Annotated in this window: 17 protein-coding genes; 7 read left to right on the forward strand and 10 right to left on the reverse strand. The window is 67.0% G+C overall.

Annotation, left to right across the window (positions count from 1 at the left end; translation table 11 throughout):
* Positions 1-2: 2 nt before the first annotated feature.
* Positions 3-1,496: an aldehyde dehydrogenase gene (locus IP83_RS15125; RefSeq protein WP_054123065.1), complete on the reverse strand. Its 1,494-nt coding sequence runs from the start codon at positions 1,494-1,496 to the stop codon at positions 3-5.
* A gap of 266 nt (positions 1,497-1,762) precedes the next feature.
* On the opposite strand from IP83_RS15125, the gene IP83_RS15130 reads away from it, so the two are divergent.
* The 3 genes from IP83_RS15130 to IP83_RS15140 are packed head-to-tail and all read left to right on the forward strand — an operon-like array spanning position 1,763 to position 5,968.
* A complete protein-coding gene (locus tag IP83_RS15130) occupies positions 1,763-2,086 on the forward strand; it encodes a hypothetical protein (protein ID WP_156309753.1) in 324 nt (107 codons plus the stop codon).
* Positions 2,086-4,101 (forward strand): M3 family metallopeptidase, encoded by a 2,016-nt coding sequence (locus IP83_RS15135; protein ID WP_054123067.1) that lies wholly within the window; start codon positions 2,086-2,088, stop codon positions 4,099-4,101. Before IP83_RS15130 ends, IP83_RS15135 begins: the two co-directional genes overlap by 1 nt.
* Before the next feature lies 1 nt (position 4,102).
* On the forward strand, positions 4,103-5,968 hold the full coding sequence (locus IP83_RS15140; RefSeq protein ID WP_054123068.1) for a CocE/NonD family hydrolase: 1,866 nt from the start codon (positions 4,103-4,105) through the stop codon (positions 5,966-5,968).
* Positions 5,969-6,018: 50 nt separating this feature from the next.
* Here the strand turns inward: IP83_RS15140 and kynU are convergent, their stop codons facing one another.
* Positions 6,019-7,260, reverse strand: coding sequence for a kynureninase (kynU, locus tag IP83_RS15145; RefSeq protein WP_054123069.1), 1,242 nt, complete (start codon positions 7,258-7,260; stop codon positions 6,019-6,021).
* Positions 7,257-7,895: an arylformamidase gene (gene kynB / locus IP83_RS15150; protein WP_231625071.1), complete on the reverse strand. Its 639-nt coding sequence runs from the start codon at positions 7,893-7,895 to the stop codon at positions 7,257-7,259. Before kynB ends, kynU begins: the two co-directional genes overlap by 4 nt.
* Before the next feature lie 113 nt (positions 7,896-8,008).
* Here kynB and IP83_RS15155 point away from each other — a divergent pair, with 113 nt between their 5' ends.
* Positions 8,009-8,998: a dipeptidase gene (locus tag IP83_RS15155; protein ID WP_054123070.1), complete on the forward strand. Its 990-nt coding sequence runs from the start codon at positions 8,009-8,011 to the stop codon at positions 8,996-8,998.
* A gap of 9 nt (positions 8,999-9,007) precedes the next feature.
* Here IP83_RS15155 and IP83_RS21040 read toward each other — a convergent pair whose 3' ends face one another.
* Positions 9,008-9,139 carry a hypothetical protein gene (locus IP83_RS21040; protein ID WP_255352081.1) on the reverse strand — a complete coding sequence of 44 codons (132 nt, stop codon included), beginning with the start codon at positions 9,137-9,139 and terminating at the stop codon, positions 9,008-9,010.
* 236 nt (positions 9,140-9,375) lie between these two features.
* Between IP83_RS21040 and IP83_RS15160 the strand changes: the two genes are divergently transcribed.
* Positions 9,376-9,744: a hypothetical protein gene (locus IP83_RS15160; protein ID WP_054123071.1), complete on the forward strand. Its 369-nt coding sequence runs from the start codon at positions 9,376-9,378 to the stop codon at positions 9,742-9,744.
* A 51-nt stretch (positions 9,745-9,795) separates the two neighbouring features.
* Here the strand turns inward: IP83_RS15160 and IP83_RS15165 are convergent, their stop codons facing one another.
* The 4 genes from IP83_RS15165 to IP83_RS15175 form a co-directional block, all read right to left on the reverse strand.
* Complete coding sequence (locus IP83_RS15165) at positions 9,796-10,482, reverse strand: glutathione S-transferase family protein (protein ID WP_054123072.1); 687 nt, start codon at positions 10,480-10,482, stop codon at positions 9,796-9,798.
* 80 nt (positions 10,483-10,562) lie between these two features.
* Entirely contained in the window at positions 10,563-11,294 is a 732-nt protein-coding gene (locus IP83_RS15170) for an SDR family oxidoreductase (protein ID WP_054123073.1), read from the reverse strand.
* Positions 11,294-11,464 (reverse strand): hypothetical protein, encoded by a 171-nt coding sequence (locus IP83_RS20340; RefSeq protein ID WP_156309755.1) that lies wholly within the window; start codon positions 11,462-11,464, stop codon positions 11,294-11,296. The genes IP83_RS15170 and IP83_RS20340 overlap by 1 nt, the downstream gene beginning before the upstream one ends.
* A gap of 5 nt (positions 11,465-11,469) precedes the next feature.
* The gene (locus IP83_RS15175) at positions 11,470-12,150 is read right to left on the reverse strand and encodes a peroxiredoxin-like family protein (RefSeq protein WP_054123074.1); all 681 of its coding nucleotides are present in this window, start codon (positions 12,148-12,150) and stop codon (positions 11,470-11,472) included.
* Between the two features lie 325 nt (positions 12,151-12,475).
* On the opposite strand from IP83_RS15175, the gene IP83_RS15180 reads away from it, so the two are divergent.
* Complete coding sequence (locus IP83_RS15180) at positions 12,476-13,366, forward strand: LysR family transcriptional regulator (protein WP_197274393.1); 891 nt, start codon at positions 12,476-12,478, stop codon at positions 13,364-13,366.
* Between the two features lie 46 nt (positions 13,367-13,412).
* Positions 13,413-14,252, forward strand: a complete 840-nt coding sequence (locus IP83_RS15185) for a M55 family metallopeptidase (RefSeq protein ID WP_082364744.1) — start codon at positions 13,413-13,415, stop codon at positions 14,250-14,252.
* On the opposite strand, the gene IP83_RS15190 is transcribed toward IP83_RS15185, so the two are convergent.
* A complete protein-coding gene (locus IP83_RS15190) occupies positions 14,249-15,964 on the reverse strand; it encodes a CocE/NonD family hydrolase (RefSeq protein ID WP_054123077.1) in 1,716 nt (571 codons plus the stop codon). The two genes, IP83_RS15185 and IP83_RS15190, sit on opposite strands and share 4 nt — an antisense overlap.
* Positions 15,965-15,983: 19 nt before the next feature.
* Positions 15,984-16,223 carry a hypothetical protein gene (locus IP83_RS15195; RefSeq protein WP_054123078.1) on the reverse strand — a complete coding sequence of 80 codons (240 nt, stop codon included), beginning with the start codon at positions 16,221-16,223 and terminating at the stop codon, positions 15,984-15,986.
* Between the last annotated feature and the right edge of the window lie 19 nt (positions 16,224-16,242).

The following is a 16,242-nucleotide window of genomic DNA, read 5'->3' on the forward strand; positions in this document are numbered from 1 at the left end:
GCTTATATTGTAAACTCGATTCCTTTGATTCTGCAATAGGAACGTAAGCCGGCCATGCCGCCGGCCACGCCGAAGCCGGACGCGCCGAACGGCTCGGCCGAAATCGCCATGCCGCTGCCCTCGCCGCCGGGCACGCCGGACCGCACCGAGATCCGTCCCGATGTCAGCCCGCGCCCCATGCGCACCGCGCGCGCAAGGTCCCTGGTCCAGACGCTGGCGGCAAGTCCGTATTCGCTTGCATTGGCGAGGTGCAGCGCCTGCTCCTCGGTTTCGAACGCCATCACGGCCAACACCGGCCCGAACACCTCCTCGCGCGCAATCGCCAACCTGGGCGAGACGCCGGTCAGGATAACGGGCGCCACGGCGAAGCCCGGATCCTCGCGCGGAGCCCATGGCGTCGCGGTCCGTGCCTGCTGACCCAGCGCCTGTTCGACATAGGCGCAGACCTTGCGGTACTGGCCCTCGAAGGCGACGGCGCCGTAGCTTGTCGCCGGATCAAGCGGATTGCCCGGAACATAGGTCTTGGCCGCGTCGACGAGCGCCGCGACCACTTCATCATAGAGCGAGGCATGGACGAGCAGGCGCGAACGTGCGACGCACCACTGCCCGACATTCCAGAACACTTCATGCGCCATGACCGGCGCGATGTCGGCAATACTCCCCGCCATATCCGGAAACACGATCTGCGGCGATTTTCCGCCCAGTTCCATGTGCGATGGCGTGCCGTTCAATGCAGCAAGCCCCATCACCGCGCGTCCGGTCCGCGTGCTGCCGGTGAAGTCGATGAGGTCGATCCCCGGGTGTGCGGCGAGCGCTGCGCCGGTGACGGGTCCCGTGCCTGTCACCACATTGAGCACGCCTTCGGGCAGCCCTGCCTCCAGCGCGACTTCGGCAAGGGCCAGTGCCGAGAGGCCGGCGATTTCCGAAGGCTTGAGCACCACCGAGTTGCCCGCCGCCAAGGCGGGTGCCGCCTTGAGCGCAGCGTTGATGATCGGGAAGTTCCACGGCACGATCCCCGCCACCACCCCGCGCGGCTCGATCAGGCTGAGGCCGAGTGTGGCCGCATCGGACGGCGCCACATCGCCATAAAGCTTGTCGAGCGCCTCGCCGTAGTGCCGGAAGAACAAGGCAGCAATGCTCACCTGAGCTACCGCTTCGCTGATCGGCTTGCCCATTTCGAGGCTGTCGAGCAGCCCGATTTCCTGCGCCCGTGCTTCCAGTCGATCAGCGATCGCGAAAAGCATGGCCTTGCGCGCGCCCGGCCCCTGCCCGCGCCAGCGTTCATCGGCAAAGCTGGCGCGCGCGGCCTGGACTGCGGCATCGACGGTCTGCGCATCGGCCGAGACCAGCTGGAAGAGGGCCCGACGGTTGGCAGGGTTGACCACGTCGAGCGGCGCGGCATCTCCGTTTGTGACCCGCGTGCCACTGATCAGCGATCGCGCATCGGGCCGCAACGCTTCGGCAGCCAAAGTCCAGTCCTGCAGCGTTCGGTTCATCTCATCACCCCCGGTGGGAATTGCGACGCGCCTCCGTCTCGAGGCCGATGGTTTGCAAATGTCGCGCCTCCAGACTTGTGCGATGGCCCGTAGGACTTTTGCGCAAGCACCAGCCGCGCCGCCCGAACCTGTGTTTTGCAAAGAAAGTTCGGTCCCGCGGAAAAGTATGCGCGCCCGACATCTCCAATGATCTGTCCGTCAGAAAGGGGCGAATGCCCGCCATGAGGGGGTGGGGCCGGCCCTTTCGCCACAAGGAAGGGGGCGTCATGATCTCTTTGTCCAACCGGACCCGTCGCGCGCTGCTGGCGACCACCGCAGCCTGCCTCATGCTCCCGGTCGCGGCAAAGGCGGCCGACGATACGGACGCAAAGGCCACAGACGCCGGCGAGATCGTGGTCACTGCCCGCAAGGTTTCCGAACGGCTTCAGGACGTGCCGATCTCGGTGACCGCACTCAGCAACGAGGCCCTCTGGAGTCGCGGTGCAGCCGATGTGAAGGACGTGCTGCTCACCGTCCCGGGCCTTACCTACGTAGGTGCCCAGGACGGACCGATTGGCCGCCCGCTACAGCTTCTGAGGCCGAGCGGTTGATGCTGGCGGCGCCCGATCTGGCATGGCGGGGCCCACGCGGGGGGCTGCCGCCGCTGGGCTCAGTCACCGCGGCAGCGCTTGACGCTCATTACCGGGCGGCAATCGCGGCATGGCGGGAGGTGGCGTTTGCGGTGGCGGAGGATCCGGCGCCACCCAGCTTTGCCAACACGCTGCTGCCGCTGCAGATGGCCGAACACGGGCTCGATCAGGCCGAAGCCTTGCTTCGCCACGTGCGCAACACCGCCGCGCGCCCCGAAGATGAAGCCACGCTGGCTGACCTCGCGGCACTGCGCGGCGTGATGGAAGATGAGCTTGCCTGGCATCCCGCGCTGTTTGCCCGCATTGCCGAGATTGCCGGGCAGGAACAGCTGACAACCAGCGAGCGCCGCACCGCAAGACTGGTGCTCTCCGCCATGCGGGCACGCGGCGCCGGCCTTGCGCCGGGTAAGCTCGCCGAACTCAAGACGGTCAACGCCCAGCTTGCGGCGCTCGAGGCCCGCTTTCAGGCCAACCTGCTGGCCGATACCGCCCAGCTCCACGCACCGGTCGAGGATATTCGCACGCTTGCCGGAGTCGATGCGGCGATGATCGATGTGCTTCGGCGCGAGGCCCAGACCTGCGGTGTCGGTGCGCCCTATTGCGTGCCCTGTGCAAGACCGGTGGTCGATGCCATCCTTGCGCAGGCCGAGAACCGCGCCTTGCGCGAACGCGTCTGGCGGATGTGGGTCCAGCGCGGCGCCGTGTCCAACCCGCCGGTGGTGGCGGAAATCCTGAACCTCAGGGCCCGCAAGGCCGCGCTGCTCGGCTATGCCAATTACGCCGATCTCGCCGCCGCGGACCGGATGGCCCGCAACGGAGACCGGGCGCTGGAGCTGGTCGAGACGATTGCCCGGGAGGCGGTGAAAGCCGCCGCGCGGCACGAGGAGCGCCTTGCCAGACTGCCGCAGGCCCGCAGCATCGGTTCGCGCTTCGAACCGTGGGACCGGCCGTTCCTCAACGACATCCTCAGCGCCGGCGAACGCGGCTTCAATGCCGTGCAGCTCAGCGAATACCTCCAGCTGGACAGCATGATCGAGGGCATGTTCTGGGCGGCCGGCACGCTCTATCAATGCGCCTTCACCCGGCGCGACGACCTGTATGGCTGGCATGAGGCCGTCTCGGCATGGGAAGTGCGCCAGCATGGCGAGCTCATCGGCGTGCTGTGGCTCGATCTGTTCCGGCGCGAAGGCAAGCGCGCGCTCGCGTGGATGGATTGCTATCGCGGCAGGCTGGCCTCCCGCCCCGATGAGCCCGCGCTGACGGCGATCCACCATTACCTCACGCCCCCCGCGCCGGGCGAGCCGGTGCTGCTATCGTGGGAGGATGCACGCGTTCTGTTCCATGAACTCGGCCATGCGCTCCATGCCTTGCTGACAGTGGTCGACCACCCGGCGCAAGGCATGGCCCATGTCGCGTGGGACATGATCGAAATGCCCTCGCAGCTGTTCGAGCATCTCGTCACCACTCCCGAAGTGCTCGGCCGCTTTGCCCGCCATCATCGGACCGGTGCGCCGATGCCGGAAGCGATGCAGCGCCAGCTGGCGGCGGGGGGGATCTTCGATCCGGGCGCCTTCGTGCTGTCGCTGGCTGGTCCCGCCCTCGTCGACCTCCACCTCCACCGCATGGGACCGGGCAGCGTGGTCGATGCCGAACGGGTCGAGCGGAGGGTACTCGCCGAAATGGGCATGCCGCGCAGCGTTGCCCCGCGCCACGGTGTGATGAATTTCGCGCACGTCTTCGCCGATGCCTATGCGGCGGGGTACTACAGCTACCACTGGGCCGACGTGATGGTCGCCGATGCCATCGAAGTGTTCGAGGCGGCGGGCGGTCTGTTCCATGCAGACACCGCGCGGCGCCTCGAGACAGCACTGCTCGGTGTTGGCGCGGCGGTCCCGCCTGGTGACGCCTACCGCGCCTTCGCCCTGCGTGAGCCCGCCGTGCCCGCCCTGATCCGCAAGCTGGGACTGGACCTTTAGCATGCGCCTTTTCCGCCCTTTGCTGCTCGCCGCACTGCTTTCGCTCGGCATGCCCGTTGCCGCCAACGAAGCCCCGGCGCCCGATGCCGCGCCATGGCAGCAAGCCTTCCCCGCGCGCACGCCGTCGCCCGATCCGGTGGTCAAGTCCTCCATCTACATCCCCATGCGTGACGGCACGCGCATCGCGGTCGATGTGTACCACCAGCAAGGCGCCGGGCCCGGCGCGCGGGTGCCGACCATCCTCAACCTTACCCGCTACTGGCGCGCCTTTGCCGCAAAGTCGGACCCGGTCGGCAGTTGCCGCGCGATCTCGCCCTTCGCCGCGTACTTCGCCTCGCGCGGCTATGCCGTCGTGATGGCGGACGTGCGCGGCACCGGCGCTTCGTTCGGCACCCGCAGCGGCGAGCTCGACGCGAACGAGCTCGCCGACGGCACCGACCTGATCGACTGGATAACCCGGCAGCCATGGTCGGATGGCAAAGTCGGCTCGACCGGGATCAGCTATGGCGGCACTGCGGCGGAATACTTGCCCGTCCTGCGCCACCCGGTGGTCAAGGCCGTCGCACCGATTTCCACGCTGATCGATGCCTACGCCGATCTCTACTTCCCCGGCGGCGTGCCCAACACGGTCTTCCGCGACGGCTGGAGCACGCTCAACCGCACGCTCGATGCCGGGCGCGGGCCGGACCGGCCGGACATGGCCGAATTGAAGCACCCTTGCCCGGTCGATGGGGACGATGATCTCAAGCTGCTCCACCAGGCCATCGCCGAGCATGCGCCCAACTTCGACAGCGGCGGCGCCACGCGGGGGATTACCCACCGCGACGACAACGACACGTTCGCGGTGCGCCTGCCCAGCAGCTATCAGCGCCGCGCGGAAATCGATGCAGCGGACGTGCCGTTCCTCTCGATCGAAGGCTGGTTCGATTCCGGCTATGCCCGCGCCGGGATCAACCGCTTCATCGCCAGCACATCGCGCCAGCAGCGCCTGATCATCGCCGCCGCCTCGCACGGCATCGGCTATCACGGCGGACCGGACGTGAGCACACCCACTCCTTCCGCCTTCGATTTCCGCACAGAGGTGCTTGCTTTCTTTGATCACTACCTCGCTGGCCGCGCCAATGGATATGACGCCCAGCCGCGCGTGCGCTGGTTCACCACCGGGAGCAACACGTGGGCCTCGGCGGACACGTGGGACACCAACCCACCCAAAACCGCGCTATGTCTCTCTACCAAGCGCAGGCTCGCCGCCACCGGACGCTGCGGTGCGCGGACGACCTTGCTCCACCGGCCCGGCGCGGATGGTGCGCCCGGCACCATGACACGCTGGGACGCGACGATCACCGGCGGCCCGGTCATCTACCCCGAACGCAGCGCTGCCGACCGCGCGCTGCTGCACTTCGATGGGCCCGCTCTCACCGCGCCGCTGCACCTCCTCGGAGCGCCGGTGCTCGAACTTGCGCTGACGACGAGCGCCCCCCGCGCGGATGTCTTCGCGTGGCTGGAGGAAGTGGACAGCGCGGGCCATGCCCGGGTGATTGCCGACGGCATGGTCCGCGCAAACTACACCCGCTCAGGCACCGCCCCCTATCCTGCCATCACGCCGCAACCCTCCGGTCTCGCCGGCGATGACAGGGCCTCGATCGCCGGCGGGCCGCAGCGCCTCGCCATAGCGTTCGAGCCGCTCGCGCATGTCGTTGCAGCAGGCAACCATTTGCGTCTCACACTCGCCGCCTCGGACAGCCGCCATTTCTCCAGTCCGACCGCGATCGGCAGCCGCTGGCGGATCGGCATCGGCAATGGCGGCAGCAAACTCGAACTTCGTCTTGCCCGGCCCTCAACCGCGCCACAGGGACCGGGCAAGTGAAGGCGGCGGGCCGGTATTCACAGTCCCACCAATGGCCCGCCGCAGCTTTTTCAGGTGACCGCCGCCCGCACCGCCCAACGCGGATCATCCCAGGCCCGCGTCTCGCACACCGCACGGATGGCAAGGACGGCATCGAGCATGTCGACGTGGCGCAAGTAGAGCGGCGTCAGCCCGAAGCGCAGCACATCGGGATCGCGGAAATCGCCGATAACCCCGCGCTCCTTCAGCGCCTGCATGATCCCATAGCCTTGCGGGTGGGCGTAGGAGACATGGCTCCCCCGCCGCGGATCCTCGCGAGGGCTGACCAGTGTGAAGCCGTGGTCGGCGACATGCTCGTCCATCAGGTCCATGAACACGCGGCCAAGCTGCAGCGATTTTGCCCGGATTGCGGCCATGTCCGCCTCGGCCAGAAGGTCCACCCCGCATTCGAGCGCGGCCATCCCCAGGATCGGCGGGGTGCCGCACAGGAACCGCTCGATCCCCTCGGCCGCGCGGTAGCTGTCCTCGAACGCGAAGGGCGCCGCATGCCCCATCCAGCCCGAAAGCACCGGCATGGCCTGCGCCAGATGCCGCCGCGCTGCGAAGAGATAGGCGGGCGCCCCCGGCCCGCCGTTCAGGAACTTGTACCCGCAGCCCACCGCAAAATCGGCGTCCGCCTCGTTGAGGCCGACCGGGATCGCCCCCGCGCTGTGGCTGAGGTCCCAGACCACCAGCACCCCGGCTTGATGCGCGCGCCGCGTCACTTCGGCCATGTCGCGTACTGCGCCGGTCTTGTAGTGCACCTGCGTCAGCAGCAGCACCGCTACATCATCGCCGAGCCGGGCCAGCACCGCATCCTCGTGCACGGCCTCAGCCCGGATACGCCCGCCCGAGAACGCCGCGATGCCCTGCATCATGTAGAGATCAGTGGGGAAATTGCCGGTTTCCGAAAGGATCACCGAACGCTCCGGCCGCAAGGAAAGCGCCGCCGTGATCGCCTTGAACAGGTTGACCGAGGTCGAATCCGCCACGATCACCTCGCCCGGTTCCGCGCCGAGCAGCCGCGCGATCTTGGCCCCCACCCGGCGCGGGGCGGTGATCCATTCGGCGCCCAGCCACGAGGTGATCAGCCCCTCGCCCCACTCCTGCGTGACGGTCTGCTCAACCCGCGCCAGAGTTCGGCGGGGCAACGCACCGAGCGAATTGCCATCAAGGTAGATCAGCCCGTCGGGAAACTGGAACTGCTCCCGGAACGCGGCGAGCGGATCAGCCTTGTCGAGCGCTTCGAGCGCCGCACGGTCCCATCGGCTCATGCTGCGATCTCCCGCAGCACGGCACGCACCGGGCTGGCATCGGCTCCCGCCAGCGGCAGCGGCAACGCGATCAGTTCGTATTCGCCGGGTTCCACATGATCGAGCACCAGCCCCTCCAGAATGCGCATGTCCGCCGCGCGCACGGTGTGGTGCGCGTCCATGGTCTTCGATGTCTCGGGATCGAGCGAGGCCGCATCGGTGCCGATCAGCACCACGCCGAGCCCCGCCAGTCGTTCGATCACGGCAGCGGAGACAGCCCGAAACCCGCTGTCCCACACCTCATGCGGGAAGCGCTCGTACGTCCGCAGCAAGACGCGCGGTGCGGCCGCAGCCTCCAGCGCCGCCCAGTCGATATCCGCGACCTCGACCGCCAGCCCTTTGGCATGGCGGACATCCACCACCACACAGCGCCCGATGTAGGGATAGAGCGGGGTCTCGGCGCTCGTCTGCCCGGCAGCATCATAGTGGAACGGTGCATCGGCGTGAGTCCCGGCGTGGAGCGGCATGGCAAGCGCGCCCACGTTGACCGGGCACTGGTCGGAGATCTCGGCATGCTGGCGCAGCACGAACGGCGGCTCGCCCGGCCACAACGGCGTGCGCGCATCGAGGCGCTGGGTGATGTCGATGATCCGCACGCGTGGTCGCTCCCTGCCCGGCCCTGTGGCCATTGCGCGATCTTGATAACCGCGCTGCGCAGTTCGGTCGATGCGGCCGGCCGGGAAGTCCACCACGGAAGGAAACGCCCAGCATGATCGTGCTCCCCGCCGATGCCACCGTGTGGGACAACCATGCCTGCATGCCCCTGCGCCCCGGTGACACACGCTTCCTGCCCGGGCTGGAGCGGCTGCGCGCGGCGGGTTTTCACGTCGTCTCGCTCAATATCGGTTATGACGCGCAAGGCCCGCTTGAGCATATGCGCATGCTGGCGACGTTTCGCGCATGGATTGCCGCGCACGATGCCGACTATGCCGTGGCCGGAACGCTTGCCGAAATCGACGCGGCTCGCAGCGCCGGGAAGCTGGCAGTGGTGTTCGACCTTGAAGGCGCCGGCGCGCTGGCGGATGCGCCGGAGCTCGCGCGGCTCTACGCCGATCTCGGCGTGCGCTGGACCGCGCCGGTCTACAACCGCGCCAATGCCCTCGGCGCGGGGTGCCTTGACGAAGATGATGAGGGACTGACTGCGTCGGGCCGTGCAGTCATCACGGCACTACACGAGGCCGGGATCGCGGTGTGCTGTTCGCATGCAGGTCGCAGAACGGCGCTCGACATCATCGCAGCGGCGCCCGGCCCGGTCCTGTTCTCGCATTCCAATTGCGCCGCGCTGCACGCGCATCCGCGCAACATCAGCGATGCGGCAATTCGCGCCTGCACGCAGCGCGGCGGGGTGATCGGCATCAACGGGATCGGTGATTTTCTGGCGCCAGCGGGTGCCGATCTGATCGAGGCAATGGTCTGCCATATCGACCACGTGGTCCAGATCGCCGGCCCGGCGCATGTCGGCCTGGCGCTCGACTATGCCTATGATCCGGACGAACTTGCCACCCTGACCGCAGCTTCGGCGGACAGTTTTCCGGCGGGCCTTTCAGCAGATGTGCCGATGCTGGGGCCCGAAGTGCTCGCTCCTGTCGTCGGCAAGCTCACCGCGCGCTGCTATGACGAAGCGGCACTTGCCCTTGTTCTGGGCGGCTCATGGCGCCGCATCGCCGCCGAGGTCTGGCCCGGCGGCTCCAGCAGCTGACCCATGGGCTCAATACATCATCATCGCAACGCCGGTGATCGCGCCGCCGACGGCGACAGCGGTCATCGCGAAAAGGCCAAGGCCCGTGCCGATCAGCGCGGCGAGGCCCGACTTGTCGGCGGGCTGGGTAAGGTTGTGCATGGCAAGTCTCCTGAGCAAGGGCGGCCGCACCGTTGCGGCCGTTGCACAAGGGTTCGCTTGGGCCGGAGAGACGGTTACCGGTCGATTCACCCCCAGAATGGGAATACTTATTTGTAATAAAACGAAAAATGTATAGAAATGCCCGGAGGGAATAGATACTATAACCTCCAGAAGCGTGGGCAACGCTCAGGGCGCGCGGCAAGTTCACTGCATCAGCCAAGTGTCTGGAGAGAAACATGGAAATCAGCCAGGAACAGGCAATGGCGCGCAAGCAATCATGGCCGCTGGCGGGCACCTTCGCGTGGGAGTCGGCCATGGCGGCGAGCCTCTGCGGCGATACTCTCGCCTATCGCACCCTGCTGCAAGAATCGGCCCGCTGGCTGCGGCGCTACTACGGCGTTCGGCTGGCTCCCTTTGCCTTAGACGATGCGGTCCGCGATGCGCTGCTGGTGCTTCACACCCGCCGCCACACGTTCGACAGCTCCCGCGCCTTCCTGCCCTGGCTTGCCGCCATCGCGCGCTACACCATCGAGCGGAATGCAAATCAGGCAAGGGTCGCGCGCGACATCACCAGCCCCTTCATCCGCTCGCTGCACATCTACTGAAAAGAAGCCGGCCGCAAGCAGCGTTGCAGCCGGCCACTTCAAGCGAACAGATCACGCGTCGACCGATTCCAGCCGCCGCGATAGTTCGGTTCCCCGCGCCAGCATGAAGGCTTCGAGCCGCTGCGGGTAATCCTCCGCCACGGCGCCCGCCACTACCGGATCGGCCGCCAGCCGCGCCCGCCACGCGGCAAGGCGGGGCAAGTCATCGATCAGGCGCAGGTCCAGCCGCTTTTCGAACAGATCGAAATAGCGGAAGAGCGGCCCGAACGCGGCGTCCACCAGCGTAAACCGGTCGCCCCAGAACCAGACGTCGCCGACCACAGCTTCCACCTGCCGGAGCCGGACCGTGATGGAAGCGCACCTGGCATCGAAAGCCTCGGCATTGGGTGCCGCGTAGAGCCCCGCGATCTCGGCCAGGGTGCCCGAGGCGAACTCGATCCACGCACGCTGCCTCGCGCGCTCGACCGGATCGGCCGCGAGCATCTCGCCGCCACCGATGTCATTGAAGAACTCTGCGATCGGCGCACTTTCGAACAGCACATGCTCACCACCGTCGGCGCGTGTCACTTGCAGCAGCGGCACCTTGCCGGTGGGAGAGATTGCCAGAAACCAGTCGGGCTTGGCCGAAAGATCGATGTTGATCCGCTCGAAAGGTATGCCGAGCTTGCCTGCGGTGATCACGGCACGCTGGACGTAGGGGCAAAGGTGATGGCTGACCAGTCGCAACTTCTGGAACATGGTTCCTCCTCGAAGGTAACGCCGATAAACGGCAGTTCGTACCGCGCCATCAACAGGTTACACCGAGGACCGTCGCATGCCTAGCGGCCAAGGCCAGCGCCTCCATCGACAAACAGCGTTTGACCGGTGACGAAGCCCGCGCCGGGCGAGAGGAAGAACGCGATGGCCTCGGCAATCTCGTCGGGCTGTCCCAGTCGCCGCATCGGGATTTGCGCGAGATAGCGTGCTTCGCCCTCGCTGCCCGCCGGGTTGTTGGTTCGAAACAGTTCGGTCGCGGTGGGTCCCGGCGCGACCGCATTGGCGGTGATGCCATAGGGTGCTTCCTCTACCGCGATCGTGCGCACGAGGCTTTCGAGCGCGGCCTTGGCAGCGGCATAGCCGGTGCGCCAGGGATTGCCGCGCGTCACCATGCTCGTCACGTGGACGATGCGCCCATAACGCGCTGCACGCATGCCGGGCAGCACCGCCTGCGCTAGAGCAAGCGCAGGGCGGACATTGGCGGCCATCAGCGCGGCAAAGTCGTCCCACCCGGCATCGATCAGCGCTTCATGACGCGCCATGCCGAAGTTGCTGACCAGTCCGGCGAGCGGAGGACCTGCGGCAATCTGGCCAGCCAGCTCCGCCAGCGAAGTCTCGTCGAGGAGGTCAGCCTCGATGAATGTGCCGGGGAAACAGCCCGGGGCGCTGCGTGCCACACCGGTGACATCCCAGCCGTGCGCCGCAAGCACTTGTGCGGCAGCAAATCCGATCCCGCGCGAAGCACCAGTGATCAGGACGCGAGGACGCAACGGATCAGCATCAATCGCATTCATCAGGCAATCCCGGGCAAATTGACGCTGAGGGCGCGGCGGCCCTGCATGACGATATCGACAGCCACCGCGATCATGGCCGTGGTCATGCTGGAGCTGCCGGCATAGGCGACGGCAGCAAGACCCAGCTCATCGGCCATGAACTGGCGGGTGCGATGAAAAATGCTGCGCATCAGCCTTACTCCGCAGCGACGCGCGCGCGGGCGGCGGCAATCGCATCGAGCGCGCAGAGGACGGCTTCGGGTTCCAGCCGGTTGCGATAGTCGGTATCGACGAAAGCCAGCCGCACGATCCCGCAGTCCGAGATTACGAAGGTGGCCGGTACCGGGAGGATCCATTCGGTACCGCCATTGCGATCCGGCAGGGCATGGCCGAAGCGGGTGTAGATCGGGCGCAGCTCTTCAGCGAGATCGAAGGCGATGCCCCAGTTGCGGGCGACGCGGCTGCCGGTATCGCTCAGCACCGGGAAGGCAAGCTCGTTCTTCTCGGCGGTCGAGAGGCTCTCGTCGGGCAGTTCGGGCGAGATCGCGACAAGGCTGGCGCCGCGCGCGGTGATCTCGGGCAGCACCGCCTGCAGCGCGCGCAGCTCAAGGTTGCAATAAGGGCACCAGCCGCCGCGGTAGAAGCTCACCACGACCGGGCCCTGGCGGAGCAGCCTGGACAGCGTCACGGTCTCGCCGCGCGCGCCCTTCAGCGTGAAATCAGGAGCTTCCGCTCCGGCGCCGAGCGCCTGCGCGGCAATGCCGGAAGCCGCCAGCTCGTTGTCCGCGCGCGTCATGGCGGCGGCAATCTCGGGCGGGATCTTGCCGGTGAACTCGAGCCGGAACTGGTCGAGCGCGGACTTGAGCGTCGTGGTCATGGCGGGGTCCTTTGGAAAAAAGAAGGACGACAAGGCTTGGGCCCAAAGGGGACTGGAGACCGGCCTTGTCGTCCGAGGTGTGCGGCGCCAGGGAGGGGGATGGGGATGGGCGCCCGCAGGGAGAGGGTGGGGTGGCCGTCGATCAGTTTTCCGCAGCGGTGAAGCGCATGGTTCGGTTGGTCATCGTCGGTCTCCGCAGGTTCAAATCGGTCCGCCGTCTCTGGCGTTGAAACCACAATGACCAATTCCTCGGCTTGGCAGAAGGAACCCCGTTCTGATAGCATCTGTTCCAAAGGGGAATGAATGTATGGACCGGCTGGTTGCCATGAAACAGTTTGCCACGGTGGTCGAAACCGGCAGTTTTTCGGCCGCCGCCAGACGCTTGAACATGGGCCAGCCCGCCGTTTCCAAAGCCATCGCCAATCTCGAGGAATACCTCGGCGTCCGCCTCCTCACCCGCACCACCCGCGCCCAGCACCTCACCGAAGCGGGCCAGCGCTATTACGAGCGCGCGCGGGTCGTGCTCGATGAAGCGGACGAGGCCGAATCCGCCGCGCGCGAGGCGGCGACCTCGCTTGCCGGCCGCCTGCGCCTTGCCGCGCCGCCGACTTATGCCGCGCTGCATATCCTGCCGCGTCTCTCGGAATTTCTCGACACACATCCTGATCTTGCCATCGATCTGATCCTCGACGACCGCTGGGTCGATCTGATCGAACAGGGCGTCGATCTCGCGATACGCCTCGGCAAACCGGCGGACAGCAGCCTTGTCGCACGCCGCCTCGGCAGTTCACAGCGCCTGCTGGTTGCCTCCAGCGCCTATCTCGACCGGATGGGCGCACCGAAAACGCCTGAGGATCTGCTGGCACACCGCGTGGTGGCCTACAGCCAGTTCGAGGGTGCGACCGCATGGTCGTTCACCAGAGGCACCGCCGCCGTGTCGATCGCGGTGCAGCCGACGCTGCGGGTGAGCGCCGCGGAAGGCATGCGCTCGTGCATCCTCGCCGGGCTCGGCATCGGCATGGGTTCTCGGCTGATGTTCACGCCGGAACTGGCGGCGGGAACCGTCCGCCCGGTGCTGACGGAATGGGGCCTCAGCACGCTCGATGTCTGGGCCATGTTCCCCTCGGGCCGCAAGTCCAGCCGCCGCGCACGGGCCTTTGTCGACTGGCTTGAAGTCGTCGTCGGCGGTGACGGCGAACTGGAACCGGCGGCCTGACGCACTTGCAATTGACTCGACTCGTAAGTTTCGAAAGGGTGCCGCCATGTCCCGCACCCCTCCCCCCCGCCGCCTGTTCATTTCCGCCGACATGGAAGGAATCGCCGGCGTCGCCAGCGTGAGCCAGTTGCTCCCCGGCCAGTTCGAGTATGAAACCGCGCGCAGCTGGATGACCGCCGAAGTTGCCGCCGCCACACGTGTAGCGCTCGACAATGGCTATGGCGAAGTGATCATCGCAGACGGCCACGGCAACGCGCAGAACCTGCTGCCCGATCGCCTGCCCGCCGGAAGCCGGCTGATCCGCTCCTGGCCGCGCCCTCTCGGCCAGATGGAAGGTGCCGACTGGCCGGGTGTCGATGCCTGCATGTTCATCGGCTTCCACAGCGGCGCGCGCAGCGGAGCCGGAACACTCGCCCATACGTTTCACGGTGGCCTGTTCAACGATGTGCGCGTGAACGGCGAAAGCTGCTCCGAGGCGCGGCTGCTCGCGGCCTTTGCAGGCGAGATCGGGGTTCCCGTCATCCTCGTCACCGGCGACGATGCGATCTGCCGCGAAGTATCAGGCTATCTTCCCGACGCGGAAACCTGCGCGGTGAAGCAGTTCATCGCCTGGCGTTCGGTCGCCACCGTAACGCCCTCGGAGGGCGCTGCTATGGTCGGAGAGGCCGCCTTGCGCGCAATCACCCGCGCGCCCCGGACACTGCTGCGCCTACCCGCGCCCTATCGGCTCGAGATCGAGTTCGTGCATCCGGTAACGGCCGAACTCGCAGGCCTGCTCCCCGGCTTCGCCCAGACCGGCCAGAACACCGCCGCAGCCGAGTTTGCCACCATGCGCGAACTGCTGGTGATGACCGGCTTCCTCTCGAACTATCCGAAGGGCGACTAGGCCAGCACCGGCAGGCACAGCGCGGCGCGGTGGGAGCCGCCATGGTGCAGCCACTGCTGCGCGGGGCGATTCTCGGTCTGGTCGGCAATCGGCCCAAGCCCATGCGGATTGGGATCAAGCAGCGGGAAATTGCCGCCCAGCACCAGCAGTGCCAGATTGCCGCCCGCCGGGATTTCGTGCGCGGCATGGCTCAGCGTGAAGCCGATCGGCACGACCTCGCCAGGCGTCAGCATCACCTCGCGGTCAAACCCCTCACGGTAGCGCAGCCGCAGCTGGCCAAAGGCAAGGAAGTTCCAGTTCCCGTCCGCCGCCACTTCGACGAGATAGGCCACGACATCGGCGTCCGGCACATCGGCGCTCACCGCCAGCTCCAGCCGCGCCTCGCCCATCACCGTCAGCGGCGCGGCAAGCGGCCCGGTCTGGTAGACCAGCACATCATGGTGCCGCGCCAGCTCGCGCAGATCGAGCCGGTGGTGCGGCCCCTTGAGCCCCGGCAGCGGGCAGACGATCGGCCAATCGGGATCGTCGACGAAGCTGTCAGCGATCGCAGTATCACCGGGCGCCGCATCGAGCAGCCGCCCGTCGCCCCGCAGCGAATTGGCATGGCCGCCGCTCGCCAGATGCAGCACTCGTTCGCCCGCCCCCGGCAGCGGGAATGCATCGCCCGCCACCCACCGGTTTGCGCCGGTGAGGAAATGCTGAACGCGCGCCTTAGGCAGTGCGCCGTCCGATTCATCAACCAGGAAGTGCTTGAAGAACGCGATCCGCAGAGCCACGAGATCAAGGTCGCTGTCCGGCCCCAGATCGAATGGACCATGATAGCGACCGCCGCCGTTGTAGGCGCCGTTGTGGTCCCACGGCCCGATCAGCAGCCAGCGCCTGTCCGGCGCAACCGGCCCTGCCTCAAGCCCTCGCCACAAGTTCATCGTCCCCACGCTCGGGTCGAAATTGCCCGAAACCACCAGTGTCGGCACCGTGATCTTCGCATAGTCTTCCGCGCTGAAGCTGCGCGCGGCCCACCAGTCGTCGAACGTCGGGTGATCGAGCGAGTCTTCGTAATGCTTCCTGAGGTCGCCTTTCAGGCCCGCCCCCGCCGCGCGCACCGGGCGCGAGAGCCATGAGGCGAGCAGAGAGGGATCGCTCATGAACCCGTGCATCGCGAAAGCGCCGTCCTTCGGCTCGAGCATCGAGGGGAAATCGAGCGCCTCGCACCACACCAGCGTGTGCATGCGCGAGAACACGCCGCCGACATAGGGCGGCTCGAGGAAGAAATCGGTGCTGACGACCGCCGGTGCCATGCAGCGCAAGTGCGGCGGCTGAGCGATCGCAGTCGTCAGCTGCGTCATCCCGGCATAGCTGTGCCCGTCAAGCCCGACCGCGCCAGTGCACCAGTCCTGCGCCGCGATCCATTCGACCGCGTCGTAGCCGTCATCGCGCTCATGCGGGGCCATGAACGCAAAGTGCCCGCCGCTGCGCCCGATGCCGCGGATCTGCTGCATGACAACGGCGAACCCGCTTTCGAGATAGCGCACCATCGGCGGCTCGTTCACACCGCTAACTGCGCGGCTATAGGGCGTGCGGATGAGGATAGCCGGCACGGGACCACCACCTGCGGGCAGCCACACGCAAGTATCCAGCGTCACCCCGTCGCGCATCGGCACGTCAACGCGCAAGTCCGGCGCGGGGAGGCCGACGTGGGTCATGTCCGTCATCGCAAAAGCCTTTCGCGTGTCAGCCGAGCAGGTACCCGAACGCCTGCAGCCGGGTATAGGAAAGCATGCCGAGCGCCCCGCCGTCGATGCCGAAGCGCGACATGCGGCACGGCTCGCCGGAGAGACTACGCGCGCCGGGGTCGGAAGGCCGCGTGGTCACGTGGGCAAAGACAAAGCCGGCGTTGAGTTCGCGCGTCACGCGGTGCGCCAGCGTGTCTAGGGCCGGGATCTCCGCCGTTTCTGGCCCCCTCTCCGCCATGGTCGATCTGCCCCGATTG

Source organism: Novosphingobium sp. AAP93 (assembly GCF_001296055.1).
GTDB lineage: Bacteria > Pseudomonadota > Alphaproteobacteria > Sphingomonadales > Sphingomonadaceae > Novosphingobium.